At 70.6% G+C, this 25068-nt stretch carries 20 protein-coding genes; 4 read left to right on the plus strand and 16 right to left on the minus strand.

Going from position 1 to position 25068, the window contains the following annotated elements; genetic code table 11:
- Nucleotides 1–33: 33 nt before the first annotated feature.
- Both K3N28_RS03475 and K3N28_RS03480 read left to right on the plus strand, forming a co-directional pair.
- Nucleotides 34–666 carry an NAD(P)-dependent oxidoreductase gene (locus tag K3N28_RS03475; RefSeq protein WP_228091079.1) on the plus strand — a complete coding sequence of 211 codons (633 nt, stop codon included), beginning with the start codon at nucleotides 34–36 and terminating at the stop codon, nucleotides 664–666.
- 67 nt (nucleotides 667–733) lie between these two features.
- On the plus strand, nucleotides 734–1072 hold the full coding sequence (locus K3N28_RS03480; RefSeq protein ID WP_228091080.1) for a LuxR family transcriptional regulator: 339 nt from the start codon (nucleotides 734–736) through the stop codon (nucleotides 1070–1072).
- A gap of 134 nt (nucleotides 1073–1206) precedes the next feature.
- Here K3N28_RS03480 and K3N28_RS03485 read toward each other — a convergent pair whose 3' ends face one another.
- The 10 genes from K3N28_RS03485 to K3N28_RS03530 form a co-directional block, all read right to left on the minus strand.
- On the minus strand, nucleotides 1207–2010 hold the full coding sequence (locus K3N28_RS03485) for an ABC transporter permease (RefSeq protein ID WP_228091081.1): 804 nt from the start codon (nucleotides 2008–2010) through the stop codon (nucleotides 1207–1209).
- Entirely contained in the window at nucleotides 2007–2987 is a 981-nt protein-coding gene (locus K3N28_RS03490; RefSeq protein WP_228091082.1) for an ATP-binding cassette domain-containing protein, read from the minus strand. The genes K3N28_RS03485 and K3N28_RS03490 overlap by 4 nt, the downstream gene beginning before the upstream one ends.
- 212 nt (nucleotides 2988–3199) lie before the next feature.
- Entirely contained in the window at nucleotides 3200–3874 is a 675-nt protein-coding gene (locus K3N28_RS03495; RefSeq protein ID WP_228091083.1) for a hypothetical protein, read from the minus strand.
- Between the two features lie 82 nt (nucleotides 3875–3956).
- A complete protein-coding gene (hrpA, locus tag K3N28_RS03500) occupies nucleotides 3957–7850 on the minus strand; it encodes an ATP-dependent RNA helicase HrpA (protein ID WP_228091084.1) in 3894 nt (1297 codons plus the stop codon).
- Nucleotides 7851–7922: 72 nt separating this feature from the next.
- Nucleotides 7923–8447: a hypothetical protein gene (locus K3N28_RS03505; protein WP_228091085.1), complete on the minus strand. Its 525-nt coding sequence runs from the start codon at nucleotides 8445–8447 to the stop codon at nucleotides 7923–7925.
- Nucleotides 8448–8518: 71 nt separating this feature from the next.
- Nucleotides 8519–10108 (minus strand): ABC-F family ATP-binding cassette domain-containing protein, encoded by a 1590-nt coding sequence (locus K3N28_RS03510; RefSeq protein ID WP_228091086.1) that lies wholly within the window; start codon nucleotides 10106–10108, stop codon nucleotides 8519–8521.
- Nucleotides 10109–10415: 307 nt separating this feature from the next.
- Entirely contained in the window at nucleotides 10416–11231 is an 816-nt protein-coding gene (locus tag K3N28_RS03515) for a lytic polysaccharide monooxygenase (protein WP_228091087.1), read from the minus strand.
- Between the two features lie 201 nt (nucleotides 11232–11432).
- Nucleotides 11433–12938, minus strand: a complete 1506-nt coding sequence (locus K3N28_RS03520) for a sodium-dependent transporter (RefSeq protein ID WP_228091088.1) — start codon at nucleotides 12936–12938, stop codon at nucleotides 11433–11435.
- Between the two features lie 83 nt (nucleotides 12939–13021).
- Nucleotides 13022–13132 carry a methionine/alanine import family NSS transporter small subunit gene (locus K3N28_RS03525; RefSeq protein ID WP_228091089.1) on the minus strand — a complete coding sequence of 37 codons (111 nt, stop codon included), beginning with the start codon at nucleotides 13130–13132 and terminating at the stop codon, nucleotides 13022–13024.
- Entirely contained in the window at nucleotides 13129–14709 is a 1581-nt protein-coding gene (locus K3N28_RS03530) for a sodium-dependent transporter (RefSeq protein ID WP_228091090.1), read from the minus strand. Before K3N28_RS03530 ends, K3N28_RS03525 begins: the two co-directional genes overlap by 4 nt.
- A gap of 329 nt (nucleotides 14710–15038) precedes the next feature.
- On the opposite strand from K3N28_RS03530, the gene K3N28_RS03535 reads away from it, so the two are divergent.
- Both K3N28_RS03535 and K3N28_RS03540 read left to right on the plus strand, forming a co-directional pair.
- Nucleotides 15039–17273, plus strand: a complete 2235-nt coding sequence (locus K3N28_RS03535; protein ID WP_228091091.1) for an ATP-binding domain-containing protein — start codon at nucleotides 15039–15041, stop codon at nucleotides 17271–17273.
- A gap of 107 nt (nucleotides 17274–17380) precedes the next feature.
- Nucleotides 17381–19195 (plus strand): Stk1 family PASTA domain-containing Ser/Thr kinase, encoded by a 1815-nt coding sequence (locus tag K3N28_RS03540; RefSeq protein WP_228091092.1) that lies wholly within the window; start codon nucleotides 17381–17383, stop codon nucleotides 19193–19195.
- A gap of 67 nt (nucleotides 19196–19262) precedes the next feature.
- Here K3N28_RS03540 and pyrE read toward each other — a convergent pair whose 3' ends face one another.
- The 6 genes from pyrE to K3N28_RS03570 all read right to left on the minus strand — a co-directional run bounded on the left by pyrE (nucleotide 19263) and on the right by K3N28_RS03570 (nucleotide 24964).
- Nucleotides 19263–19799: an orotate phosphoribosyltransferase gene (pyrE, locus tag K3N28_RS03545; protein ID WP_228091093.1), complete on the minus strand. Its 537-nt coding sequence runs from the start codon at nucleotides 19797–19799 to the stop codon at nucleotides 19263–19265.
- A 25-nt stretch (nucleotides 19800–19824) separates the two neighbouring features.
- A complete protein-coding gene (locus tag K3N28_RS03550) occupies nucleotides 19825–20703 on the minus strand; it encodes a phytanoyl-CoA dioxygenase family protein (RefSeq protein WP_228091094.1) in 879 nt (292 codons plus the stop codon).
- 219 nt (nucleotides 20704–20922) lie between these two features.
- Entirely contained in the window at nucleotides 20923–22593 is a 1671-nt protein-coding gene (locus tag K3N28_RS03555; RefSeq protein ID WP_228091095.1) for a protein kinase, read from the minus strand.
- Nucleotides 22594–22726: 133 nt separating this feature from the next.
- A complete protein-coding gene (locus K3N28_RS03560) occupies nucleotides 22727–23158 on the minus strand; it encodes a hypothetical protein (RefSeq protein WP_228091096.1) in 432 nt (143 codons plus the stop codon).
- 121 nt (nucleotides 23159–23279) lie between these two features.
- Nucleotides 23280–23747 carry a ribose-5-phosphate isomerase gene (locus K3N28_RS03565; protein ID WP_228091097.1) on the minus strand — a complete coding sequence of 156 codons (468 nt, stop codon included), beginning with the start codon at nucleotides 23745–23747 and terminating at the stop codon, nucleotides 23280–23282.
- An 11-nt stretch (nucleotides 23748–23758) separates the two neighbouring features.
- Entirely contained in the window at nucleotides 23759–24964 is a 1206-nt protein-coding gene (locus K3N28_RS03570) for a DUF1015 family protein (protein ID WP_228091098.1), read from the minus strand.
- Between the last annotated feature and the right edge of the window lie 104 nt (nucleotides 24965–25068).

Here is a 25068-nt window from a genome sequence, read left to right on the forward strand (position 1 = left end):
CGACGAGACCGAGACGACGAGAAGGAACCCCGAATGCGCATCATCATCTTCGGAGCGGCAGGCATGGTCGGCAGCCGCACCGCGGTCGAAGCCCTGGCGAGGGGCCACGAGGTCACCGCGGTCGTGAGAGACCCGAATCGCGAACTCCCCCAGGGCGTGGGCATCGAAGTGGGCGACGCGGGCGACCCCGCGGCGGCCGCCCGCCTGATCGAGGGCCACGACGCCGCGGTGAGCGCCGTCCGAGCCCCCGTCGGCCAGGAGGCGCTGCAGGTCGACGCGACCGCGGCCCTCCTCAAGGGCGCGGCGGTGAGCGGCGTGCGCCTGCTGATCGTGGGAGGCGCGGCCACGCTCCGCGTGCCCGACAGCGGCAAGGCGGTCCTCGACGACCCGCGGTACATCGCGGAGGAATGGCGGGCGGTGGCCGAGGCCAGCGCGGCCCAGCACCGGCGCTGCATCGAGGAACGGGAGGCGGACTGGACCTATCTGAGCCCGCCGGCGATGCTCGCCCCGGGGGCGCGCACCGGCGCGTACCGCCTGGGCCGGGACGATCTCCTGACCGACGCCGCCGGGATCTCGCGGATCTCCGCCGAAGACCTGGCGGTGGCGATCGTGGACGAACTCGAGCACCCGAAGCACCGCCGGACCCGATTCACCGTCGCCGCCTGAACGAGGCGATCCGAATTCGTCGATGAACCGGCCCGCAGAACACGAATGTAGTTCTAGCATGGGCAGCATGGAGATCAGTGCAAAAGGAACCTTGGTAGAGGAACTCGTCCGCACCGCCGCAGAGTCCTCATCGGGGCGTGCGGGCCGGACCGTGCACGGCGGCAACGGGCGGATCCTGGGGCAGACCCTGGTCGCGTTGAACCGCGGCGCCGTCCTCGACGACAACCCCAACCCCGCTGAGACGACGTTCCTGGTGATCCGCGGCAAGGTGCGGCTCTCGGCAGGCGGAGAGGTCCAGGAGGGGGCGCCGTTCGAGGTGCTGGCGGTCCCCGACGTGGAGGACTACGACCTCGAGGCGCTGGAAGACGCCGTCGTGCTCCTCACCGTCGCCCGGCCTTCCGAATAGCCTTCGGGGAGAGCGGCATCCGGGACCGCGGCCGCAACGGCCGCGGTCCCGGTCGCCTCGTTCCGACGTCAGGCGGTGGCGAAGGGTTCGATCCGCCGCAAGTCGCTCTCGGGGCTCCCTCCGGCCCGCATCCCTCAGACCATCTTGCGCTTGTACGCGCGCATCGCCAGCGGGGCGGTGATCGCGAGGATCGCCGCGGCCCAGGCGAAGGTCCACAGGAGGGGTTCGGCGATCGGGCCGTAGGAGAGCAGGCCGCGCATGGCGTCCGCCAGGTGCGTGACCGGGTTGACCTTGGCCCAGGCCTGCATGAAGCCCGGCATGGTGTCGATGTCGACGAAGGCGCTCGAGGTGAACGTGAGCGGCATGATGATCACGAACGCGTAGATCTGGACCTTCTCCTCGGAATCCGCGACCACCCCCATGAGCACCGAGACCCACGAGATCGCCAGCGCGAAGACCACGAGCACGAGGGCCGCGAGGATCGCCCCGGCGACGCTGCGCAGTTCGAAGCCCATGAGCAGCCCGAGACCGAGCATGATCACGACGGACCAGACCTGCTTGAACATGTCGGCGAAGATCTTCCCGGCCAGCGGCGCGGAGCGGGCGATCGGCAGGGACCGGAACCGGTCGTAGACGCCCTTGCGCAGGTCGGCGTTGATGCCGGTGCCGGTGTACATGGTCAGGAAGATGGCGTTCTGCGCGATGAGCCCGCCGAGGACGTACTGGAGGTACTCCGAAGTGGAGCCGGCCATCTGGCCGCCGAAGACGTAGACGAACAGCAGCAGGAACATGACCGGGCTCAGGCTGAGGTCGACCAGTTCGAACGGGTTGTGCTTGATCCGGACCATCTGGCGCCAGGCCATGGAGAGGATCTGGCTCACCGTCGGGCCGATTCCGGGCCGGACGGTGGCGGGCGCGGTGATCGTGGCGGCGGTCATTTCGCCTCCTCCTCGATGGGTTCGTCCTCGGTCTCGGGCTCGGCGCGGCGTCCGGTGAGGGTCAGGAAGACCTCGTCCAGGCTGGAGAGTCCGAGATGGAATTCGGTGAGCGCGACGCCGCGGTCGCGCAGGTCGGCGGCGAGGGCCGGCATGATGCCGTCGTCGTTGACGCCGATGGTGATCGCTCCGTTCTCGACCACGGGGTCGAGGTCGGGGAAGCGGGTGGAGACGATGAGCCGCACGATGTCGAGCTGCTCGTGGTCCTCCGGCTGGATGCGGAGGCTCTGGCCGCCGATCTTGGCTTTGAGCTGGGTCGGCGTGCCGGTGGCGATGACCTTGCCGCGGTCGATGACGGCGATCTCGTGGGCGAGCTGGTCGGCCTCCTCCAGGTACTGGGTGGTGAGGAGGACGGTGGTGCCGTCGGCGACGAGCCCCCGGACGAGGCCCCAGAGTTCGCCGCGGGCGCGCGGGTCCAGGCCGGTGGTGGGCTCGTCGAGGAAGAGGATCCGCGGGCGGCCGACGAGGCTGGCGGCCAGGTCGAGGCGGCGGCGCATGCCGCCGGAGTAGGTCTTGGCGGCCTTGTCGGCGGCGTCGGAGAGGTCGAACTCGGCGAGCAGTTCGCGGGCGCGGGCCCGGGCGTCCTTGGTGGGCATGCCGAGCAGGCGGCCGATGAAGCGCAGGTTCTCCTCGCCGGTGAGCAGTTCGTCGATGCCGGCGAACTGGCCGGTGAGGCCGATGAGGTTGCGTACGGCGCCGGCGTCGCGCACGATGTCGAAGCCGCCGACGCGGGCGGTGCCGGCCGTGGGCTGCGAGAGGGTGGCGAGCATGCGGACCATGGTGGTCTTGCCGGCCCCGTTCGGGCCGAGGACGCCGAACACGGTGCCGGCCCGGGCCGTCAGGTCGATGTGGTCGACCGCGATGAGATCGCCGAAGCGTTTGGTGAGGCCCTCGGTTTCGATGGCGTTGTCCTGCGACACGTCGTCCTCCTCTGGAGTGGTGTCGGTGGTGTGCGGGATTCGGATTCGCGGAGCGCGGGCGCGCTCCTCGTCATGATGTCGTACTGATGTCCACAGGACATCGTCCTGCGGTTGGTGTTCGGCGCTGCTGCGCCGAGCCGAGTCAGAACTCGATCATGCACCCGGGGTATGACATCCGCGATCGATTTAGGGTCTTCCAGGGCCGCGGGCCCTCAGCGGACCTCCGGGCGCGGGTGGCCCGCGGCCGCGCACCGGTCCTCGAACCCGACCGGGAGCCACTCGCCCGAGCGCCAACGCGGGTGGTTGGGGAACGCCGCGTGGCACGCGAGGGCGAAGATGAGCACCGCCCACAGGGTCTGGAACTGCACCACGGTGTCGAGTCCCGTGTCGACGCCCTTGTAGCGGAACATGACCGAGTCGGGCCCGGTCAGGTCGATCATGTCGAGCCCGTCCCAGTAGAGGCTGTAGTTCTCGTTGGGGTTCCAGAACAGGGCCCGGGTCTGGGAGACCATGACGACGCCGGGCGGTGCGGGCATCCAGCGGCGCTGCAGGTCGGCCTGCGCCTTGCGCCTCGCGGCGCTGTTGGCGACGGCGTTGACGGCGAACATGCCCGCCACGAATCCGGCGCTGCCGAACGCGAACATCCCGGACTGCTGGTAGCTGCCGTCCCCGGCGGCCTGGTAGTACATCGGGGTGGCCGGTCCCTCGGCGAGGGGGAACTCACCGGGGTCGGTGCGCGCCATCGTCGGGACCGGGTTCCAGCCCTGGAGGCCGGTCTGCCGCAGGTCCTGGACCGCCGCGCACGTGTAGTGCAGGTGGGCGTCGTAGACGGTCCATTCGACGAACGGCTGGTTCGCCTGGGATTCGAGCTCGTTCGAGGGGTTCATGCGCGCACTTCCCGGACGTCGAAGGCTGGACGACCTCCATTCTAGGGCGGCCCGACACCGGTGGGAGGCCCCCGATCCCGCGTCAGAGGGACTGCAGGAGCTTTCTGATGCGCTTCTCGCTGACCTGGTAGCGGGTGCCGAGCTGCTGGGCGAAGAAGCTGATCCGCAGTTCTTCGAGCATCCAGCGGACCTCGCGGCCCTCGCCGGAGCGGAGCGCGGCCGGGCGGGAGCGCGCGAGCGCGTCCCGGGCGGCCTCGAGGGAGTGGACGACGTCCATCTTGCCCTGGTCCCCCGCGACGTCGGCACGCACGCGCTTCGCGCGGTAGGCGATGCCCTTGACGTAGCGGTGCAGGTCGTCCAGGCGCCACCAGCCGGTCGCGCCGATGAAGCCCTCGGCGCCGACGAGCGCGTCGAGCTGGCGGCGCATGTCGCTCATGGCCGCGAGCATCGTGAAGTCGAACTTGCCTTCGAGGAGGCGGGCGGCCTCGCGGGTCTCGGTGAGGATCGCGGCGGCCTTGCGGGCCACGGCCGGGGACTCGCCGGCGACCTCGGGCCGGGCGCGCTTGAGCAGCGCCTCGAAACCCGCGCGGTCCCAGGCGGGGCCGCCGCCTTCGATGAGGACCTTGTCGAGGACGGTGCGCACGCAGTCGGCCAGGAGCGCGTCGACGTTCGCGTAGGGGCCGGTGGCGAGCGCGAGCTGCTCGTTCCTCGTCAGGGCCGCTTTGAGATGCGGGTCCGGGGTGTTCAGGCGCAGCAGGCGGCGGGTGCCCGCCCACATGTTCGCGGCCTGCGACGACGGGTCGGGGAAGGCCTTGACGCCCACCGACTTCCCTTCGTCGACGAGGGCCGGGTAGGCCTTGGCGGTGTAGCCCTTGCGCGGGGTCTCGTGGAGCTTCGGCAGCTCCTCGAAGTCCCACGAGGTCAGGCCGGTGCGCTCGAGGTCGAAGGCCTCGGCCGCGGCCTCCTGGGTCTTGGGGGCGAGCTGGCGCTGCAGCGCCCCGAGCTCCTTGCCCTCGGCGACGACCGAGCCGTCCTCGGCCTTCACCTGGAAGGTCATGAGGAGGTGCCCGGGCACCTTCGTCAGGTCGAACGCGTCCTCGGGGACGTGGACGCCGGTCATGGCCTTCAACGTGTCAGCGAGCGCGGCCATCATCGGGCGGCCCGGCGCGGGCGCCATGCGCGCGACGGCGGCCTTCGCGAAGTCGGGCGCGGGCACGAAGCTGCGGCGCAGGGACTTGGGCAGGCTCTTGATGAGGGCCTCGGCGAAGTCGGCGCGAAGGCCCGGGACCTGCCAGGTGAAGGCGTCCTGGTCGAGCTGCTGCAGGGCCGGGAGCGGGACGGCGACGGTGACGCCGTCCCGGGCCGAGCCGGGCTCGAACTCGTAGTCGAGTTCGAGGTCGGCGCCCTCGGAGGTCCACACCTCGGGGTAGGAGTCGGCCTCGACGTCTTCGGCGCGGTCGCCGAGGAGGAGCGACTCGTCGAAGTCGAGGAGGGTCTTGTCCGGCTGCTTCTTCCACCAGGAGTCGAAGTGGCGTCCGGAGACGATGTCGGCCGGGAGCCGCTCGTCGTAGAAGTCGAACAGGGTCTGCTCGTCGGCGAGCAGGCCCCGGCGGCGCACCCGGTTCTCCAGGTCCTCGACCTCGCTGATCTTCTCGAGGTTGCGGGCCAGGAACTTGTGGTGGGTCTCCCACTCGCCCTGGACGAGGGCGTGGCGGATGAACAGCTCGCGGCTCGTCTCGACGTCGATGCGTCCGAAGTTGACCTTGCGGCGGGCGACGATCGGGACGCCGTAGAGCGTGACGCGCTCGAACGCGAGCACCGCGCCGGCCTTCTTCGACCAGTGCGGCTCGGAGTAGGAGCGCTTCAGCAGGTGCTCGGCGAGCGGCTCGACCCATTCGGGTTCGATCTTGGCGCATACGCGGCCCCACAGGCGGCTGGTCTCCACGAGCTCGCCCGCGACGACCCAGCGCGGCTGCTTCTTGGCCAGGCCCGAGCCCGGGAAGATCGCGAACTTGGCGTTCCGGCCGCCGAGGTATTCGCGCGTGTCGCCCTCTTTGACGCCGATGTGCGAGAGGAGCCCGGCCAGGAGGGCGGTGTGGACGCGTTTGGGGTCGGGGGCGGCGTCGGGCGATTCGACGGGGATCTTCAGGCTCTTGAGGACGCCCAGGATCTGGCGCACCAGGTCCTGCCACTCGCGGATGCGCAGGTAATGCAGGTACTCCTGCTTGCACATGCGCCGGAACGAGCTCGACGAGCGCGAGCGCCGCTCGTCCTCCAGGTACCGCCACAGGTTGAGGTACGCCGAGAAGTCGGAGTCGGGGTCGTTGAAGCGGGCGTGGGACTGGTCGGCCTGGGCCCGCTTGTCCGCCGGACGCTCCTTCGGGTCCTGGATGGACATCGCGGCGGTGATGACCGCGACGGCGTGGACGCAGCCCTCCTCGCGGGCCTGGAGGATCATCCGGGCCAGTCGCGGGTCGATCGGCAGCCGCGCGATGTCGCGCCCGGCCTTCGTCAGGCGCCGCTCGCCGGCGCGCACGTCTTCGAGGGCGCCGAGCTCCACCAGGAGGTCCATGCCGTCCTTGATGTTGCGCGAGTCGGGCGCGTCGACGAACGGGAAGGTCTCGACGCGGCCGAGCTTCGCGGCGGTCATCTGCAGGATGACGCTCGCGAGGTTGGTGCGCAGGATCTCCGCGTCGGTGAACTCCGGGCGGGAGAGGAAGTCCTCTTCGGAGTAGAGGCGGATGCAGATGCCGTCGGCGACGCGGCCGCAGCGGCCCGCGCGCTGGTTGGCGCTGGCCTGGCTGATGCGCTCGATCGGGAGGCGCTGGACCTTGGTGCGCGCCGAGTAGCGGGAGATCCGCGCGTACCCGGCGTCGACGACGTAGCGGATGCCCGGCACCGTCAGGGAGGTCTCGGCGACGTTGGTGGAGAGGATGATCCGGCGGCCGGTGTGGGAGGAGAACACCCGGTGCTGCTCCTGGGCGGACAGGCGCGCGTACAGCGGCAGGATCTCGGTGTGCCGGAGCTTCGCCTTCTCGAGCGCGTCGGCGGTGTCGCGGATCTCCTGCTCGCCGGAGAGGAAGACGAGGATGTCGCCGTCCCCGGCGCGGGAGAGCTCGTTGACGGCGTCGAGGATGCCGTCGATCTGGTCGCGGTCCTCCTCGCCGTCCTCGCCCTGCAGCGGCCGGTAGCGGATCTCGACGGGGTAGGTGCGGCCGGAGACCTCCAGGATCGGGGCCGGGCCGGACTCGGAGGCGAAGTGGTTCGCGAAGCGCTCGGGGTCGATGGTCGCCGAGGTGACGATGACCTTCAGGTCGGGGCGCTTGGGGAGGATCTGCCGCAGGCAGCCGAGGATGAAGTCGATGTTGAGGCTGCGCTCGTGGGCCTCGTCGATGATGATCGTGTCGTAGGCGCTCAGGAGCCGGTCGTGCTGGAGCTCGGTGAGCAGGATGCCGTCGGTCATGAGCTTCACGTAGCTCGCGTCCGACACCTGGTCGGTGAAGCGGACCTTCCAGCCGACGGCCTCGCCGAGCGGCGAGTGCAGCTCCTCGGCGATGCGCTCGGCGACCGCGCGGGCGGCGATGCGCCGCGGCTGCGTGTGGCCGATCATGCCGCGCACGCCGCGGCCGAGTTCGAGGCAGATCTTCGGGATCTGCGTGGTCTTGCCCGAGCCGGTCTCACCCGCGATGATGACGACCTGGTGGTCGCGGATCGCTTCGAGGATGTCGTCCTTGCGCTGCGAGACGGGCAGCGCTTCGGGGTAGACGATCTTCGGGACGCCTGCGGCGCGGGCCGCGAGCGCGGCCTCCTTGCGCTCGACGTCGGCTTCGAGCTTCGCGAAGGCCTCGGTGCGGGCGGGGCCGTCGAGTTCGCGGGCTTCCCGCAGGCGGCGGCGGAGCGTACGCTGATCGGCCGTGCGCAGCGCGAAGACGCGCTCGCGCAGACTGGTACGGGAGTTAGAGGCGCTGCTGGGCATGACGATCTGAAGGATACGCGGGCGCGCCCCCGGATCGCCATGCATTAACCGCGGCAGTGACCGCCGTCGGACTCAGGCGGCCTTCAGGTCGCCGCACAGCACGCGGTCGGACTCGGAGCCGTGGGCCTGGGCCTCCGACTCGGGGACGTGCACGACGATGCTCTTCGCCCGGTCGTCGAGGGCGAGGTCGCTCGCGACCTCGGTGGCGCCCGCGCCGTCGGCGTCGGTGGTGAAGCTCAGCTGGACGATGTTCCCCGGCGCGTCCTCCCCCGAGGGGTCGGCGAGCCAGTGGCCCCCGCCGGGAGGGTTGTCGGCGCAGAGGCCGTCGTGGACGTGCGCCGTGTACTCGAGGCCGGGGCCGAGACCGGCGGCGCTGAGGCTCACGGACGTGCCGGCGTCGGCGTCGACATCGGCCTCGCCGCCGGCGATCGGGTGGACGCCGCCCCACGTGTCGGTGACCATGAGCGTCGCGGCCAGCGACTCGTCCAGGTCGACGGCGTCGTCGGCGTCGTCGGCGCCGTCGCCGCACCCGGCCAGGGCGGCGACGAGGACGACGGGGGCTGCGACGGCGGTCGCGGTGGTTCGGAAAGACGGCATCGGCGCTCCTTCGACGGTCCCGGTGAGTACCCAGTATCGGTCCGCCGACGCCGTCCTCCCGGCATCTCGGCTCATGCCGCCACCGGCGTGTCCGACGCGACCCCCGCCCCCCGTTCGAGGGCGACGCGGCGCGTCAGGCCGAGCCCGTCGAGGAAGGTCTCGTCGTGGCTCACGACCACCAGCGCGCCCTCGAACGCGGTGAGCGCCTGCTGGAGCTGCCGGATCGAGGACATGTCCAGGTTGTTCGTCGGCTCGTCGAGCATGAGCAGCTGCGGCGCGGGCTGCGACGAGAGCACCCGCGCCAGCGCCGCCCGCAGACGCTGGCCGCCCGAGAGCGTCCCCACCTGCTGGAAGACCGCCCGGCGGCGCATCCCGAAGCGCGCCAAGCGCGTCCGCAGGAGCGACTCGTCGGCGGCGGGGGCCGCGGCGCGCACGTTGTCGAGCACGCTCGCCTCCTCGTCGAGCAGTTCGAGCCGCTGCGTGAGGAAGCCGTGCGGGACGCGGGCGGCGTCGGCGATCGCCCGCAGCAACGTGGTCTTCCCCGAGCCGTTGTCCCCGGTGATCGCGATCCGCTCCGGGCCCCGGATGTGGAGGTCCAGGCCGTCCCCGTAGAGGCCGTTCACCTGGAGTCCTTTGAGGATGACGATGTCGCGGTGGGTCGAGACGCTCGTCTCGGGCAGGTCCACGTTGATGGCGCCGTCGTCGCGCAGGCGCTCCTCGGCCTCGTCGAGGCGGTCGCGCGCCTCGGCGACGTCGTCGAGCTTCGCGTTGAGGACCTTGGCGCTGCTGACCTCCCCGGCGTTCTTCTTGCCGTTCAGCACGATCTTCGGCGTCCCGCCGCGGTCGCGCTCGCGACGCCAGGAGGCGGCGCCCTTGTCGCCCTGGACGCGGGCGGCGACGAGCTCCTTCTTCTGGCGGGTGAGGTCCTGCTTCGCGTCGCGCACGGCGCGCGCGGCGGCCTCCTGCTCGGCGAGGATCACCTGCTCGTAGGCGCTGTAGTTGCCCTCGAAGACGCGGATGCGGCCTTGGTAGAGCTCGGCCACGGCGTCGACGTGCTCGAGGAGGGCGCGGTCGTGGCTGACGACCACGAGCGTGCCGCCGAACCGCCGGATCGCCTGGTAGAGGCGGCTTCTCGCGGAGCCGTCGAGGTTGTTCGACGGTTCGTCGAGGAGCAGCACGTCCGGGCGGCGCACGAGCTTCCCGGCCAGGCCTACGAGCATGGACTCGCCGCCGGAGAGCGTGCCGACGGTCCGGTCGAAGTCGACGTGGTCGAGGCCGAGCTCGTCCAGGGCCACGCGGGAGCGGTCGAGGAAGTCCCAGTCGTCGCCGATGACGTCGAAATGGGCCTCGTCGGCGTCCCCGGCCTCGATGGCGGCCAGCGCGCGCCGCCGGCCGGCGATGCCGAGCAGGTCGGCCACGGTGTCGCCCAAGCGGAGCGGCAGCTCCTGGGGCAGGTACTCGATGAGCCCGGAGGCGGTGATCGAGCCCGATTCGGGCTTGAGGAGCCCGGCCGCGAGGCGCAGCAGCGTGGACTTGCCGGCGCCGTTGTCGCCGACGAGGGCCGTGCGCCCGTCGGAGAACACGACGTCCACGCCGTCGAAGACGCGGTCGCCCTCGGGCCATGAGAAGCGGAGCTGCTGGACGTTGATGTAGGTGGTCATGGACCTTCTCTCAAGTGCGATGTGGAACGGAATCGACATGAGAGACATCGCGCCGGAACGGCGGAAAAGGAGACCTCCCGACTGGACTGTTTCCAGGAGACGGGCACCCTCTCGATCGAAGACACACCGGACACGTGCGCAGAGACGTGTTGGCGCGATGTCTGCGATCTAGAGCTTCAAGTGCGTGCCTGACGTCGGGAACAAGGACGCGTCAAGGGTAATGCGGTCTTCGGAGCCGGGTCAAGGGAGATACGCGCCACGGGCCGCCCCGCGCGGTCGGGGCGGCCCGTGGCCGAGGTCGGTCGGGTCAGCAGGCGGCGGTCGACCTCCACACGCCCCACTCGCCGGTGGTGCCGGGTTCTTCGCCGGTGGTCCACCAGGCGGCGCGGTAGGCGACGCCGCCGTGGGTGACCTCGTCGCCCGCGGTGTAGACGGCTCCGGCGTCCCAGGCGGCGGCGTCGCAGCCGGGGCCGCCGGTCGGTTCGCCGGTGGGCGTGCCGGTCGTCGGGGTCTCGCCGCCGCCGTTCCCGCCGCCGAAGTCGACGTCGATGCAGGAGTAGAACGCGTTCGCGGTGTCGGCGATGTTCCAGACGCTGAGGATCAGCTGCTGTCCGCTGCGCTGGGGCAGCGTGACCTGGTGGCTCATCTCGTGGCCGGGTCGGGCGCCGCCCATCGCGAAGGAGGCGAAGGGCCGGAGGTCGAGCATGTCGCGGGTGAGCGGCCGCGTCGGATCGTAGCGGTCGTTGGTGAGGTAGTAGTCGAAGGTCGCCGTGGCGTGCCCGACGGTCATCGTCCAGGTGAAGGTGCGGGGACCGGGGTTCACCGCGGTGGTGGGCCAGTTGCCGCCGCGCGGGTCGTCGAGTTCGGCGAACGCGTCGTTCCCGGCGGAGCAGATCTCGCCGTCGGCGGGACCGGTGGCGGGGAAGCCCTTGGGCCCCTCGACGCTCTGGGGTTCGTAGGAGATGGCGCCGCAGTTCGCGACGTCGCCGCTCGCGCACAGGGCCGAGCGGCTCGGCGGGTCGGAGGCGTAGCCGTGGCCCCAGGCCAGGGCCGCCATGGACGCCGACACCGCGAGGGTCGCGGCGCCGACGATGGACAGGATGATTTTGCGCGATCGGCGCATCTTCGTCTCCTATCGACGATGGGTCAGCGGGGCTTCAGCGGATCGATGAGGTTCGATGAACTGAATTAGAAAGGAAACTAACAGTTAAGTCGGGGCGACACAAGGGGTGGGAGCGCAGCTATCGCGCGAATCTGGATGAGTCCGCCGAACGACAGTGGCCGCACACGGATCGTGTGCGGCCACCGGCGAGGGATCGATCGGTCAGACGGGCGCGGAGGCCTCCTCCTCGACCCGCTCGGGGAGCGGACGGCGGTAGAGCACCACGGTCATCACGACGCCGAACAGGATCATGGCCCCGCCGACGCCCCAGTTGATGTAGATGAGCTCGTTCGCCACAGCGGGGTCGGAGAGGTCGGCGATCTGGCCCTGGACGCTCCGGAAGAGCGTGTAGACCAGCACCACCGAGGTCAGCGCCAGGCACGCGTACCAGACGGTGCCGAGCTTGAGCATCGACGTGCGGTTCGCCTCGGCCGCGAGGGACTTGATCTTGCCCGTGGCGAAGGCCAGCACGATCGTGGCGAGGCCGCCGAGCACCAGGCCGTAGCCGGAGACGGCGAAGTCCACCGCGTCGACCATCGACGAGCCGTTGGAGGTCGGGTAGATCAGCAGCGAGAACGCCGCCATCGGCACGCCCAGCACCAGGACGCTCTTCTTCCGGGTCCAGCCGAAACGGTCCTCGAAGGAGCTGAACGGCACGATCACCATCGAGATCAGGGACGAGATGCCCGCGACGACCAGCGTCGCGAAGAACAGCACGCCGATGAACGCCCCGCCCGGCATCTGGCTGAGGATCGTCGGGAACGTCACGAACGCGACGCCGCCGCCGGTGCCGACCAGCTCGTCGATCGGGGCGCCGCTCTCGCTCGACATGAAGCCGAGCACCGCGAACACGCCGATGCCGGCCAGCAGCTCGAATGAGGAGTTCGCGAAGCCCACCGTCACGGCCGTCGTCGACAGCTCGCTGCGCTTGCGCAGATAGGAGGAGTAGGCGATCATCGTGCCCATGCCGATCGACAGGGAGAAGAACACCTGCCCGTAAGCGGCGAGCCAGATCTCGTAGTCGCCGATCTTGTCCCACTGCGGCGTGAAGAACGCGTCCAGGCCGTCGGCCGCGCCGTCGAGCGTCAGCGCGCGGACCACGATGGCGCCGAACAGGACCACCAGCAGGGGGATGCAGATGCGGTTGGCCAGCTCGACGCCCTTGCGGACGCCGCCGGCCATGATGAGGAGCACCAGCGCCCAGACCGCGGCCAGGGCCGCCATCATGATCGGCCGGTACTCGAAGAAGTCCAGCGGCTCCCCCGCCTGGAGGAACTCGCCGCCGAAGAACGCCCCCGCGTCGTCGCCCCAGGCCATGCCGGGCGCGAAGAAGACGTAGCAGAGGGCCCAGGCGATGATGACGGCGTAGAAGGTCGCCAGGAAGAACGCGATGCCGTTCTGCCACCAGCCGATGCCCTCGGCGGGCCGGTACAGCGCCCGGAAGGCCGAAGGCGGGCCCGACTGGTATTTGCGGCCGATCGTGTACTCGAGCAGCAGCAGCGGGATGCCCGCGGTGAGGATCGCGAACAGGTACGGCAGCAGGAAGGCGCCGCCGCCGAACTCGTAGGCCTCGCCGGGGAAGCGCCAGATGTTCCCCAGGCCGATGGCGGATCCGGCCGCGGCCAGGATGAACCCGGCCCGGGTCCCCCAGGTCTCTCTCGTGGTCATGCGGAAGTGTCCTGTCGTTCGTGTTGCGGAGGGGGCCGCAGCGAGAAGGGGCCGATCCGGGGGATCGGCCCCTTCTCGGGCGGTCATTCGTCGGACTGCTCAGGGTGGGTCATGAGGGTGATCGCCGAGACGACCAGGCCCCCGAAGATGACGACGATCGCGACGATCATCATCGCCACTGCGCTTCCGCTCATTGGGTGTCCTCCTTCCCGCCGGTCAGGGTGGCCTCGGCCTCGGCTTCGGCTTCGGCCTCGTCCACGAGCACGGGCACGTCCTTGCGGCGCAGGACGAGCGCGATCAGGACGCCGAGCACGAGCGCACCGCCCGCCACGGTCCACCCGTAGGTGAGCGTGGCCGAGTCGACGCCCGCCTCGTTGTCGATGGTCGTGCGGATGTTGTCGACCAGCATCCAGCCGAGGATCAGCGGGGTGACCACGCCGAGGCAGACGAGCCACAGGTGGCCGATCTTGAAGATGGACGTGCGGTTGGCGTTCTCGCGCAGCTCGGCCCACTTCCAGGCGAGCCAGACGACGCCGATGATGCTGATCAGCGCGGCCACGGCGATGCCGTAGCTGTTGATGAAGCTGTCGGCGGTGTCGAGCAGCATCAGGCCGTTCGTGGCCGGGAACAGCACGATCGACAGCAGCGCGATGGCCCCGCCGATGAAGATCGTGCCCTGCAGGCGGCTCAGGCCGAAGCGGTCCTCGACGGCGGCCACGGGCACCTGCACGATGCTGACCAGCGAGGTGAAGCCCGCGATGACCAGGCACCCGAAGAACAGCGTCCCGAACAGGCCCGCCGCGTACGGCAGCGTGTTGATGATCGCCGGGAAGGCCACGAACGCCAGGCCGACGCCCGTGCTGACCTGCTCGTCGATGGGCGTCCCCGACTGCAGCGCCATGAAGCCCAGCACCGAGAACACGCCGATGCCGGCGAGCAGCTCGAACGAGGAGTTCGCGAGGCCGACGGTGAACGCCGACGTGGTGATGTCGGACTTGCGCTTCAGATACGACGCGTACGTGATCATGATGCCGAAGCCGACCGACAGCGAGAAGAAGATCTGGCCGTAGGCCGAGACCCACACCGTCGAGTTCGTGAGCTGGTCCCAGTCCGGCGTGAAGAACGCGTCGAGGCCGGCGGTGGCGCCGTCGAGCGTCAGCGCCTGGACGACGAGGACGCCGAACATGACGACCAGCAGCGGGATGAACACCTTCGCGGTGCTCTCGATGCCCTTGCGGACACCGGCGCCGATCACCAGGAGCGTCACGATCCAGACCGCGGCCAGCACCAGCGTCAGGTTGGGCACCCATTCGCCGAAGTCGCTGAACGCCAAGGTGGTGGCGTCGACGTTCCCGTTGCCGAGGAAGTCGACGAACAGGAACGTCGCCGGGTCCTCGCCCCAGGTCTGACCGATCGCGAAGAAGGCGTACATGGCGGCCCAGGCGATGATGACCGCGTAGTAGGCCGCGATCACGATGCAGATGGCCACCTGCCACCAGCCCACGAATTCCAGGTTCTTGTTCAGGCGGCGGAACGCCACGGGCGCCGACCCCTTGTAGCGCCGCCCGATGGTGAACTCCATGATGAGCAGCGGGATACCCGCCGTCAGCAGGGCCACCAGGTACGGCACCATGAAGGCGCCGCCGCCGTTCTCGTAGGCGACGCCGGGGAAGCGCCAGATGTTGCCGAGTCCGACCGCCGAACCGATGGCGGCCAGGATAAACCCGACTCTGGTCCCCCAGTTCTCTCTGATCACTCGTTCTTTGACCATTGCTCGTTCACTCCAGTCACGCCGTCGCCGAGCTATAACGGGCTAACCCTAATGGGACGTGAGTACCAGGTCAATTGCTCGTTATAGGTGCGTTATCAATGTTCACATAGCGTGACGGCGGATGTGAAGACAATGGAGCCCATCAAGTGTGCGAGCGGACGGTCACGTTCGCGTCCGGGACGAGACGGAGGGGCCCCGCGAGCGCTAAGCTTTTTCAGTTGCGCCATTGCACGGCCTCGGCGCGCTGGCAAGCTGATCCTTCGCAGCGCCCGGGCGTTCCCGCGCACGTCCTCACTCTGCATCCATCCGCTCCGCATCCGAGGAGAGCCGTGTCCGCTGCCATCAACGTCAACCAGGCGGTCCAATACGAGCAGGCCCGGCTGAACGGGCTCTACGCGCGCCTCGACCGGCTCCGCGACGAGGCCGCCGAACGGCTCGACGAATCCCGCCGCAAGCACGTGGAGAACGAGCAGGAGCGCTCGCAGCGCGACGCCGAGACGCACCTGCACCGGCGGCGCATCGCCCAGCTCGACGCCGTCGAGGAGGGCCTGTGCTTCGGGCGCCTCGACTACATCGGCGACGAGGCCCCCATGTACCTGGGCCGCATCGGCGTCCACGCCGAGGGCGGCGAGCAGCTCCTGGTGGACTGGCGCAGCGAGGCGGGCCGCCGGTTCTACCTGGCGACCGCCGCCGCCCCGGCGGGCGTGCGCCGCCGCCGGCACCTGCACACCAGGGGCCGGCGGATCCGCTCGGTCAACGACGAGGTCCTCGACCTGGAGGCCGCGGGCGAGTCGGGCTCCTCGATCGGCTCCGAGGGCGCGCTCATGGCCGCGCTCGACGCCGCGCGCACCGGCACCATGCAGGACATCGTGGCGACGATCCAGGCCGAGCAGGACCGGATCATCCGCGCGCCCCTGGAGGGCGTCATGATCGTCGACGGCGCGCCGGGCACGGGCAAGACCGCCGTCGCCCTCCACCGCGCCGCCTACCTGCTGTACGAGCACCGCGAGCAGCTCAAGCGCCGCGGCGTGCTCATCATCGGCCCCGGCAAGCAGTTCCTGCGCTACATCTCGGAGGTCCTGCCGGGCCTGGCCGAGACCGACGTGCTGCTGCGCACCCCCGCCCAGCTGTTCCCCGGCGTGGTCGCCGACCGGCCCGAGACCGACGCCGTAGCGGCCGTCAAGGGCCGGGCCGTGATGGCCGGCGTGATCGCCAGCGCCGTCGCCGACCGGCAGGTCGTGCCGCGGGACCCGGTCCCGATCGACTACGAGGGCCACGAGCTGTACCTGCGGCCCGAGAAGATCACGGCGGCGCGGGACGCGGCGCGCGAGACCGGGCTGCCGCACAACGAGGCCCGCGAGACCTTCCACAAGCGGGTCATCGCGGACCTGGCGACGCAGTACGCGGACATCATCGGCGAGGACCCGCTGGGCGGGGAGAACCTGCTGGGCCTGCACGACCGGGCGAAGCTCGCGGCCGAGATCGCGACGGACCCGGTGATCCGGGGACAGATCGAGGTGCTGTGGCCGGAGCTGACGCCGCAGGAGCTGCTGGAGGACCTGTTCGCCTCGCGCGAGCGGATCGCCTCGGCGGCCGCGGTGCTCAAGAAGGAGGAGCGCGCGCTGCTGCTGCGCGAGCCCGGCGGCTGGAGCGAGGCCGACGTGGCGCTGCTGGACGAGGCGGCGGAGCACCTCGGGGAGATCGAGGTGCAGCAGCGCGGCGGCGGGCTGACGGCCGAGCAGATCGCCTACGCGCAGGACGTCCTCACGATCGCGGCGGGTTCGGCCTCGTTCGACTTCGAGGACGAGGAGTCGGAGATCCTGCAGGCCACCGACGTCATCGACGAGTTCTGGCTCGGCGAGCGGCAGGTGGACGACGTGTTCGTGTCGGTCGCCGAGCGGGCGGCGGCGGACCGGCGGTGGATCTTCGGGCACGTGATCGTCGACGAGGCCCAGGAGCTGTCCCCCATGGAGTGGCGGGCCCTGCTGCGGCGGTGCGTGACGCGGTCGTTCACCGTGGCCGGCGACCTCGCGCAGGCCACGGGGGCGGCGGCGCTGGGCGGAGAGGCGCCGTCGAGCTGGGCCGAGGTGTTCGGCGACTCGGGGCTCGCGTGGCGCGCCGAGCAGCTGACGGTGTCGTACCGGACCCCCGCCGAGATCATGGAGGTGGCGGTGCGGGTGCTCGACGCGATCGACGTGGAGGCGGCCCGGCCGCGCTCGGTGCGCGAGTCGGGGCACCGGCCGTGGCTGGAGATCGCCGCCGACGGCCTGGACCGGAGGGTCGAGGAGCTGGTCGCCGCCGAGAAGGCCGCGGTCGGCGAGGGCAGCGTGGCGATCGTGACGACGCCGGAGCGCGCGGCGGGGCTCTCGGGGGTCGCCGGCGCCGCGGTGCTCACGGTGAAGCAGGCCAAGGGACTGGAGTTCGACAGCGTGATCGTGGTCGACCCGGACGCGATCGCCGCGTCGGGCCTGCGGAACCTGTACGTGGCGCTCACCAGGGCGACGAAGCGGCTCGGCGTCGTCGCGCCCGACAAGCCCGACTTCCCCGGCGCCGAGCTCCTGTGACGCGAGGACCGCTTGTGTCGGACATGGCTTCGTGAGTCCCCGGTGTCGAGGCCCTGTGAGAGTCGTATGAAGCTCCTACACTGATCACCAGGTGGAGGAGGTGCGGGTTGACAACGACGACTGGGGACCTGACCGGCGCTCGCGTCGACGGGCGGTACCGGCTCGATCGGCTCATCGCGCGCGGCGGCATGGCCGACGTCTACGAGGCGCACGACGAGCGCCTCGACCGCACCGTCGCGGTCAAGATGATCACGGCGGGGGGCGTGGCCGGGTTCGACATGACGGCCTTCGCGGACGAGGCGCGCACCATCGCGCGGCTCTCGCACCCGAACGTGGTGGCCGTGTTCGACCAGGGCGTCCACGAGGGGATGCCCTATGTGGTCATGGAGTACGTGGCGGGCACGACGCTGCGGGACCTGCTCAACCGGCGCCGCCGCCTGCGGATCGACGAGGCCGTGGAGCTGTGCGCGCAGCTCCTCGACGGCCTCCAGGCCGCGCACGACGCCGGGCTCGTCCACCGGGACATCAAGCCCGAGAACATCCTCCTCAAGAACGGCGGCCGGGGCGACCGCGTCAAAGTGGTGGACTTCGGCCTGGCCGAAGCGGTCCACGGCGACCGGGACACGGGCGGGCCGCTCGTGGCGACCGCCGCGTACGTCGCGCCCGAACTCGTCAACGGCAAGCCCGCCACCACCGCGAGCGACGTCTACTCGACCGCGATCCTCCTCTACGAACTGCTCACCGGGGAGGTCCCGTTCGACGGACCCGACTCGGGCGCCGTGGCGCGCCGCCACGTCGAAGAGGACGTGCCCTCCCCGCGGCTGAAGACCCCGGACGTGCCCGACGGCCTCGCCGACCTGGTGACCGCGGCGGCCGCGCGCCGCCCGGGGGCCCGGCCCGTGGACGCCGGGGCGTTCCTGCGCCGGCTCCAGGCGATCGACGTCGCTCCGGCGCCCGGCAGCACCGGGAAGGTCCCGCGGCCGACCCGGGTCGTGGAGACCACGATGGTCGTCGAGCCGCCGAGGACCGGGCGCTCGTGGAAGGCGATGCTGACGCTGGCGCTCATCGCCGCGCTGCTCGTCGGCGTCGCGGCCGCCGGGTGGTGGGTCGGCATCGGCCGGTACACCTCCACCCCGTCGCTGCTGGACCAGACGCGCGAGACCGTCGCCGCGTACGCCGAGGAGGCGGGCTTCGAGGTCGAGATCGTGGACGGCTACAGCGCGACCGTGCCGTTGGGGGAGGTCGTCTCCCAGGAGCCCGGCGTGGGCGAGCGGATCCGGCGGGGCGCTCAGATCACCGTGGTGATCTCGCTGGGCCCGGAGCAGTACCAGATGCCGAACGTGGCCGGGATGAGCGAGGACGAGGCGATCGACGCGCTCGCCGCGGTCGGCGTCGAGCCCGGCGACGAGCTCACCGCGATCGAGCGCGAGTACAGCACCGAGTTCCCGGCGAACGAGGTCGTCCGGACCGACCCGGCCGCGGGCGAGCAGGTGAAGGCCGGGACGCCGGTGACGGTCTACGTCTCCGACGGGTTCCCGCCGCTGAACGTGCCCGACGTCGTGGGGATGGCCGAGGACGACGCGGTCGACGCCGTCGAGGCCGAGGGCCTCGCGGTCGGCGAGGTGACCCCGCGCTACAGCGACACGATCGCCGAGGGCTCGGTGATCGAGCAGACCCCGGCGGCCGACGCGCCCGCGGGCGAGGGCGACACCGTGGACCTCGTGGTGAGCCGGGGCCCCGAGCCCGTCGAGGTCCCCGACGTCGTCGGCATGGACATCGACGACGCGACCGAGCAGCTGGAGGACCTGGGCTTCGAGGTGAAGACCGCGCAGATCTGGTTCACGGGAACGGTCTTCGACCAGAGCCTGGACGCGGGCAGCGAGCATCCGAAGGGCTCCGAGATCTGGCTCTGGGCGCGCTAGACGCGCGAAAAGGGGGGGCGGACGCCGCGGCGTCCGCCCCCCTTTTCGCTTCGCCGGTCCGACCGGGCTACTGGGCCCCGGCGGCCTTCAGCTCCGTCATCGTGAACAGGGCCTCGAGTTCGATCCCGGCGTCGGCCAGGTTCTTCGACCCGCCCGACTCGCGATCGATGACGCACACCGCCCGCTCGATGATCGCGCCGCGGTCCCGCAGCTCGGCCACCGAGTCGAGGATCGCGCCGCCCGAGGTGACCACGTCCTCCACGATGAACAGGTGCCGGCCCTCGACCTCGCCGCCCTCCGCGAGGCGGCAGGTGCCGTAGGTCTTGGCCTGCTTGCGCACGAAGAGGGCCGGCAGGCCGGTCAGCTGCGACAGCATGGTCGCGATCGGGATGCCGCCCGTCTCCAGGCCCGCCAGCGCGTCCACCCCGTGCGCGGGCACCATCGGCGCGAGCGCCTCGGCGATGCGCCGCAGCAGGACCGGGTCGGACTCGAACAGGTACTTGTCGAAGTACTCGTGCGCCACCACGCCGGACCTGAGGGTGAACTCACCGGTCAGGTGCGAGCGGTTGAAGATGTCGCGAGCGAGGTCGGAGTCGTTGCTCATGGGCTCAGCCTGCCATCCGTCCCGGTCAGGGGCGCAGCGGCGGGTAGTCCGGGTCGAGGAGGTCACGCTCGGCCAGCCAGTTGTACAGCGGCGTCTCCTTCGGGTAGTGGCCCCACCCGTGGTCGCCGGTGGGCATGTGGCCGCCGAGCATCTGCTGCTGCACCGGGTCGAGGTCGTTCCACCACGGCTGCGAGGGCAGGTCCTCGACGAGGTCGCGGGCGCGGATCCAGCGCGGCGTGAACCCGAAGAACGCGACCTTGCGGGTCAGGTCCGAGTAGTTGTCCGAGCGCGCGTGCCAGATGCGGCGGTCGAAGAACATGACGTCGCCGGCGTTGCCGGTGACCTCGATGGCGCCTTCGGGGTCGGGCCACTCCATGTCGCGGCGCGGCGGGCCGTCGATCCGGTTCCACTTGTGGGAGCCGGGGATGATCTTGGTGTTGCCGCGGCCCTCCTCGGAGAGGTCGGTGAAGAAGTACGCGAGCTTGACCGACAGGCGCGGGCGCGGCTCGGTCTCGGTCTCGCGGTTCTGGCGACCGCCGTCCTGGTGCCATTCGAAGCGGAACGGGCGCTTGCCCTCGATCGGCGGGTGCTTGTCCACATGGGAGTGATAAACGTGGAAGTTCCAGCCGAGGACGGACCACACGTAGTGGAAGGTCCTGGGGTGGTTCAGGAGGAACGCGAGCTCCGGGCAGGAGGTGACGGCGTCGAGTCGGTGCATGGCACCCTCGGGGCTGAGCCGTCCGGCCTCCTTCTCGACTTCGTACACGCGGTCCAGGGCGTCGTTGCAACGCTTGATCTCGTCGGCGTCGAGCGCGCCGCGGATCATCAGGTAGCCGTCGCGATCGAAGGCTTCTCGCTGCTCGGGGGTGAGAGCTGCGGCACCGACCGATGTCAATGCGGTCATCTCAATGCCTTTCCGGTTTCCAGGGGATGTGTCGTCTATCTAGACGTCTCATCCTCCTTCATGGGTTGCACCGCGGAAGGCGGAAAATCAGGCAAGCGCTCCGCGGCGTTCTTTATGGAAGAGATTAGATGCGAACGCTTCCGATGTGCCGGAGGAATGCTCGAAGTCGTACGGGAACTCGCGGAAAATCCGCGGATTCACCGCTATTCGGGCGATTCCTCAGCCTTCGAAGATATCAGTGATCGGGTCGAGCCAGCTGAGATCGGGGCTCCAGCCCCAATCGAGGCTCGTGAGGTAGTTGACGCCGACCATGAAGAGGAAGATCCCGGTCCCCAGGTGGGCGAGCCGGGCGGTCTTGCGTTTGGCGTGGAGCCAGCGGCCCCAGAGGATGCCCCCCGCGACGCGGATGAGGAAGAACAGCCCGATGGCCACCGCGAGCACGAACAGGTAGCTGAACACCTGGGTGCGCATGGAGTCGAGGCCGTTCGTGAGCGTCTGCAGCAGCCACATGACGAGCGAGAACAGGCCGCCGATGACCGAGAACTCGAAGCCCTTGGCGAGGGACCCGGGCGGGCCGAGGAGCGGCGGGCGGTCCTCCTTCTCGGCGGCGCGGTCGTCGGGTTCGGCGGGGTCGGTGGCGAGGCGCAGGCGCGGCAGCTCCCCGCGGCCGGCGGGCGAGACGGGACCGGCGGAGCGGCCGGGCTGGAACGAACCCTGCTCGGGGACGCGGACGCGCCCCGCGACCGGCTTGTCCGGCACGGCCTTCGTCGGGGACATGCCCGCTTCCATGACGCGGGTGCCGTCCACGGGCACGGCGGCCGGGGAGGCGACCACCGTGGGCGGGGCGACCTGGTGCTGGTCGATGCGGCGGGTCGCGCCGCCGACGCCCGGGGCGTCGAGCCGCCGGGTGGCGTCCGCTACCGGGAACGCGCCGTTCCCGGCCGAGTAGCCGAGGGTCCAGTCGACGCCGAGGTCGGGCACGTTCGAGCGGGCCACGACGGCGCACAGCTCGTTGATCCAGCGCGGCAGCTCCTCGGTGCGGGGCCGGTTGTTCGGGTCGTCGTCGAGCGGCGCGGTGAGCAGCTCCCGCAGGCGCGGGTTGGACTCCAGCACGGGGTGGCGACGCAGCCGCGCCCACGGCACCGACTGCTCCTGCCCCGGCGAGTCGGTGCGGGCGCTCGCGCCGGTGACGAGGTAGAACGCGATCGAGCCGAACCCGTGCACGTCGTACGCGGGACCCACGCTCCCCCGGTGCGCTTCGGGACCGGCGGTCTCGCGGGTGTACGCGATGGTGGTCAGGTGCGCCGGGGTGTAGTAGCGGGCGCCCGTGAAGTCGATGACCTTCGCCGAGCCGTCGGGGCCGATGATCACGTTGGCGGGCTTGAGGTCCATGTGCAGCACCGGGTGCACGCCGACCGGCGGGTGGTGCATCGCGTTCATGACCGTCGCGACCGACCGGAGCGTGCGGGCGGCGTCCACGCGGCCGAGCCGCCGCTGGAGGAGCTGGCGCAGGTCGTGGCCGGGCAGGTACTCGAGGACCTGGAACGGGACCGGGTCGCCTTGCGGCGCTTGGCCTGGCGGGTGCGGCAGGCGGCCGTAGAACGCGTCGATGCGGCGGCAGATGGAGCCGACGTCGCGGCCGTGGAGGTCCATGAGGACCGCGTCGCCCTTGTCCCAGGAGCGGAACTGGTGCTCACGCGTGTCGTGCGGGTTGATGCGCAGGACCTTCACCGAGAGCGGCGCCGAGGAGATCCCCGCCGACACGCGAACGGCCTGGTACACGTCGGCCTGACCGCCCGAGCCGAGCAGACCGGTCAGCCGGTAGCTCTGCTCGGAGCCCGGCAGCGGATCGGCCGGGCCGCAGACGAGGTCGACGGTGGCGTTCGACATGAGGCGGTCCTTCGCGCATGGAGGTTCGAACCCATAGCGTAACGCCCGGAATCCACTTCCCGCGGCCCCCGAGGCCGCCGCTGTACGCGGCGTCTCACGAGGCAACCGGGAGCGGCCCCTTCGTCGTGGCGGGTCAGCGGCTCGAACCCCAGGGGGTGTCGGTCGGCGAGGGCGAGGCGGGCGCGATCCCGCCGCCGTAGCCGCCGGCCTGGGACTGCTGGCCGTAGGAGCTGACGGGCGGGGCCGGGGCCTGGCTGGCGTTCATCGGCTCGAAGCCGCCGCCGGACTGCCCGGACTGCTGGGCCGGGACCCGCTCGAAACCGCCCGTCGCCGGCGCGGCGGGGGCGGCGGCGCCGCCTCGGCGGAGGAGCCACAGCGCCGGCGAGAACGCGATGCTGAGGACGCCGAAGCCGGTGGCCCAGCCGACGAGATCGGTCTCCTCCCGAAGGGTGAGCAGGTCGAAGTCGAAGAGGTTGAGCATCACCGACGTGGCGAGGAGCAGGAGCGCCGCGAGCAGCGTGCACACCTGGCAGATCTGGAGCAGAACGCGGAAAGCCTGAGACATGTGCCGACGCTACCAACACGCGTCCAATGTCTCCAGAAGGGATCGACCGAGATCGGCTGGTTCCGGGGCGGCGCGAAGGCCCGGGGGCGTCGCCCCCGGGCCTCGCGACGGCCTTCGCGGCCTAAGGCAGTTCGGGGAGTTCGTGGGTCGACTCCCACTCGGTGAGCATGTCGATGCGGCGCTGGTGCCGCTCGGCTCCCGAGAAGCCCTCGTCCACGAACGCGTCCGCGAAGCTCGCGGCCTCGTCGAGCGAGTGCATGCGACCGCCGATCGCGACCACGTTCGCGTCGTTGTGCTGGCGGCCGAGCTTCGCGGTCTCCACGCTCCACGCGAGGGCCGCGCGGCAGCCGGGGACCTTGTTCGCGGCGATCTGCTCGCCGTTGCCGGAGCCGCCGACGACGATGCCGAGGCTGCCCTCGTCCGCGACCACCTTCGCGGCGGTGTGGAGGCAGAACGGCGGGTAGTCGTCCTCGGGGTCGTACTGGTGCGGGCCCACGTCGACGACCTCGAAGCCGCGACCGGACAGGTGCTTCACCAGGTGGTCCTTGACTTCGAGACCGGCGTGGTCGGAACCGAGATAAATGCGCACGATGACAGCCCTCAACCTTTCGGGAGTTCGACGATGGCGAGACCGGCGCGGGCCTTGGGCACGAACCAGGTCGACTTGCGCGGCATCTTCAGCCGCTGGAGGTTCACGTCGATGAAGTCGGGCACCGTGACCGGGGCGATGAGGACCGCCAGGTCGGCCTTGCCCGCGTCGACCTGCTCGGCGAGCCAGGAGGCCGGGTAGTCGCCGCCGACGTAGGTGATGCGCTTGTCCCCCGCGTCCCAGCCGAGCAGGCCGGTGAAGACCTCGTTCTCGACCTGCGTGTGGTCGAGCCGGTCCACCACGGAACCCTCCGCGGCCGGGAACGCGATCTCCCAGGTGCGGCCCTGGCCGTAGACGACCACGGTGCCGCCCTCGGCGGGCGTCTGCGGCGGGCCCGCGACCTCGGTCACCGAGGCGCCGATCTGGCCGATCTGCTCGACCAGCTGCGAAGCCGACCCGGGCAGGCCCTTGACGAGCCGGTGGTAGGGGCGGATGACGACCGACTGCGGGGTGGTGATCACCGCGAGGAACCGGTCGAGCTCGCCGACCTGCGCGGCCAGCGAGCGGTGGTTGCCGTCGGCGACGATGAGGTCGCCGTCTCCGGCCAGCGCGGTGAGGGCCTCGCCCTCCTCGCCGCCGATCGCCCAGATCTCGTGCGCGCGGCCGGCCTCGTCCACGTCCGTCGCCACAGGCTCGCCCGCGGCGGCGATCGCGGCCTCGATCGCGGCGTGCAGCTCGTCGCCGCGGCTCGACTGGAGCAGCAGGACCGGGCTGAGCAGGTGGCGCAGGCGCTGGTTCAGCTCATTGCGCTGCTTGACCTTCTCGATGAAGACGTCCTCGTTGCGGATGACCTTGCCGGGCTCCTCCGCGGAGGAGGAGATCTCGGCGGTGTCGACCATGCAGAACACGCCGTAGGCCACCGGCTCCTCGCCGCCGGAGATCCGGTAGGCGACGGCCACGTCGCCGAACGCCGCGAAGCGCCCGGCCTCCTTGAGGGCCGCGAGGCGCTCGGCCGCGGCAGGCAGGGCCTGCTCGAACGTCAAGCCCGCGGCCACCGCCTCGGGCGTGTGCGCGGGCATCTCGACGCCCAGCATGCTCGTGGGATTCGCCTCGATGATCCGGGTGATCTCGGTTTCGTCGGGGAACTCGTCGTAATTCTTCGCTCCAGTGTTTCCGGTGGAGAGCCAGGCCTGGTCGATCGGGTGTGCAGCAGTCACGCCAAGAGCGTAATCGACCCGATCCGTCGCGGCCGTGGCCGCCGAGTGAACTCCCGGGATGTGACACACTTCTTTCATATCCGAACCCTTGAGGCTGGACCTCT

This window comes from Glycomyces sp. TRM65418, from assembly GCF_019710475.1.
GTDB lineage: Bacteria > Actinomycetota > Actinomycetes > Mycobacteriales > Micromonosporaceae > Glycomyces.

Bases quoted from the DNA above. Each gene is read 5' to 3' on its own strand.
- K3N28_RS03555 (WP_228091095.1), bottom strand. From the start codon at position 22,593: ATGTCGAACGCCACCGTCGACCTCGTCTGCGGCCCGGCCGATCCGCTG.
- pyrE (WP_228091093.1), bottom strand. From the start codon at position 19,799: ATGAGCAACGACTCCGACCTCGCTCGCGACATCTTCAACCGCTCGCAC.
- K3N28_RS03475 (WP_228091079.1), top strand. From the start codon at position 34: ATGCGCATCATCATCTTCGGAGCGGCAGGCATGGTCGGCAGCCGCACC.
- K3N28_RS03525 (WP_228091089.1), bottom strand. From the start codon at position 13,132: ATGAGCGGAAGCGCAGTGGCGATGATGATCGTCGCGATCGTCGTCATC.
- K3N28_RS03480 (WP_228091080.1), top strand. From the start codon at position 734: ATGGAGATCAGTGCAAAAGGAACCTTGGTAGAGGAACTCGTCCGCACC.
- K3N28_RS03550 (WP_228091094.1), bottom strand. From the start codon at position 20,703: ATGACCGCATTGACATCGGTCGGTGCCGCAGCTCTCACCCCCGAGCAG.
- K3N28_RS03485 (WP_228091081.1), bottom strand. From the start codon at position 2,010: ATGACCGCCGCCACGATCACCGCGCCCGCCACCGTCCGGCCCGGAATC.
- K3N28_RS03515 (WP_228091087.1), bottom strand. From the start codon at position 11,231: ATGCGCCGATCGCGCAAAATCATCCTGTCCATCGTCGGCGCCGCGACC.
- K3N28_RS03530 (WP_228091090.1), bottom strand. From the start codon at position 14,709: ATGGTCAAAGAACGAGTGATCAGAGAGAACTGGGGGACCAGAGTCGGG.
- K3N28_RS03560 (WP_228091096.1), bottom strand. From the start codon at position 23,158: ATGTCTCAGGCTTTCCGCGTTCTGCTCCAGATCTGCCAGGTGTGCACG.
- K3N28_RS03510 (WP_228091086.1), bottom strand. From the start codon at position 10,108: ATGACCACCTACATCAACGTCCAGCAGCTCCGCTTCTCATGGCCCGAG.
- hrpA (WP_228091084.1), bottom strand. From the start codon at position 7,850: ATGCCCAGCAGCGCCTCTAACTCCCGTACCAGTCTGCGCGAGCGCGTC.
- K3N28_RS03520 (WP_228091088.1), bottom strand. From the start codon at position 12,938: ATGACCACGAGAGAGACCTGGGGGACCCGGGCCGGGTTCATCCTGGCC.
- K3N28_RS03505 (WP_228091085.1), bottom strand. From the start codon at position 8,447: ATGCCGTCTTTCCGAACCACCGCGACCGCCGTCGCAGCCCCCGTCGTC.
- K3N28_RS03495 (WP_228091083.1), bottom strand. From the start codon at position 3,874: ATGAACCCCTCGAACGAGCTCGAATCCCAGGCGAACCAGCCGTTCGTC.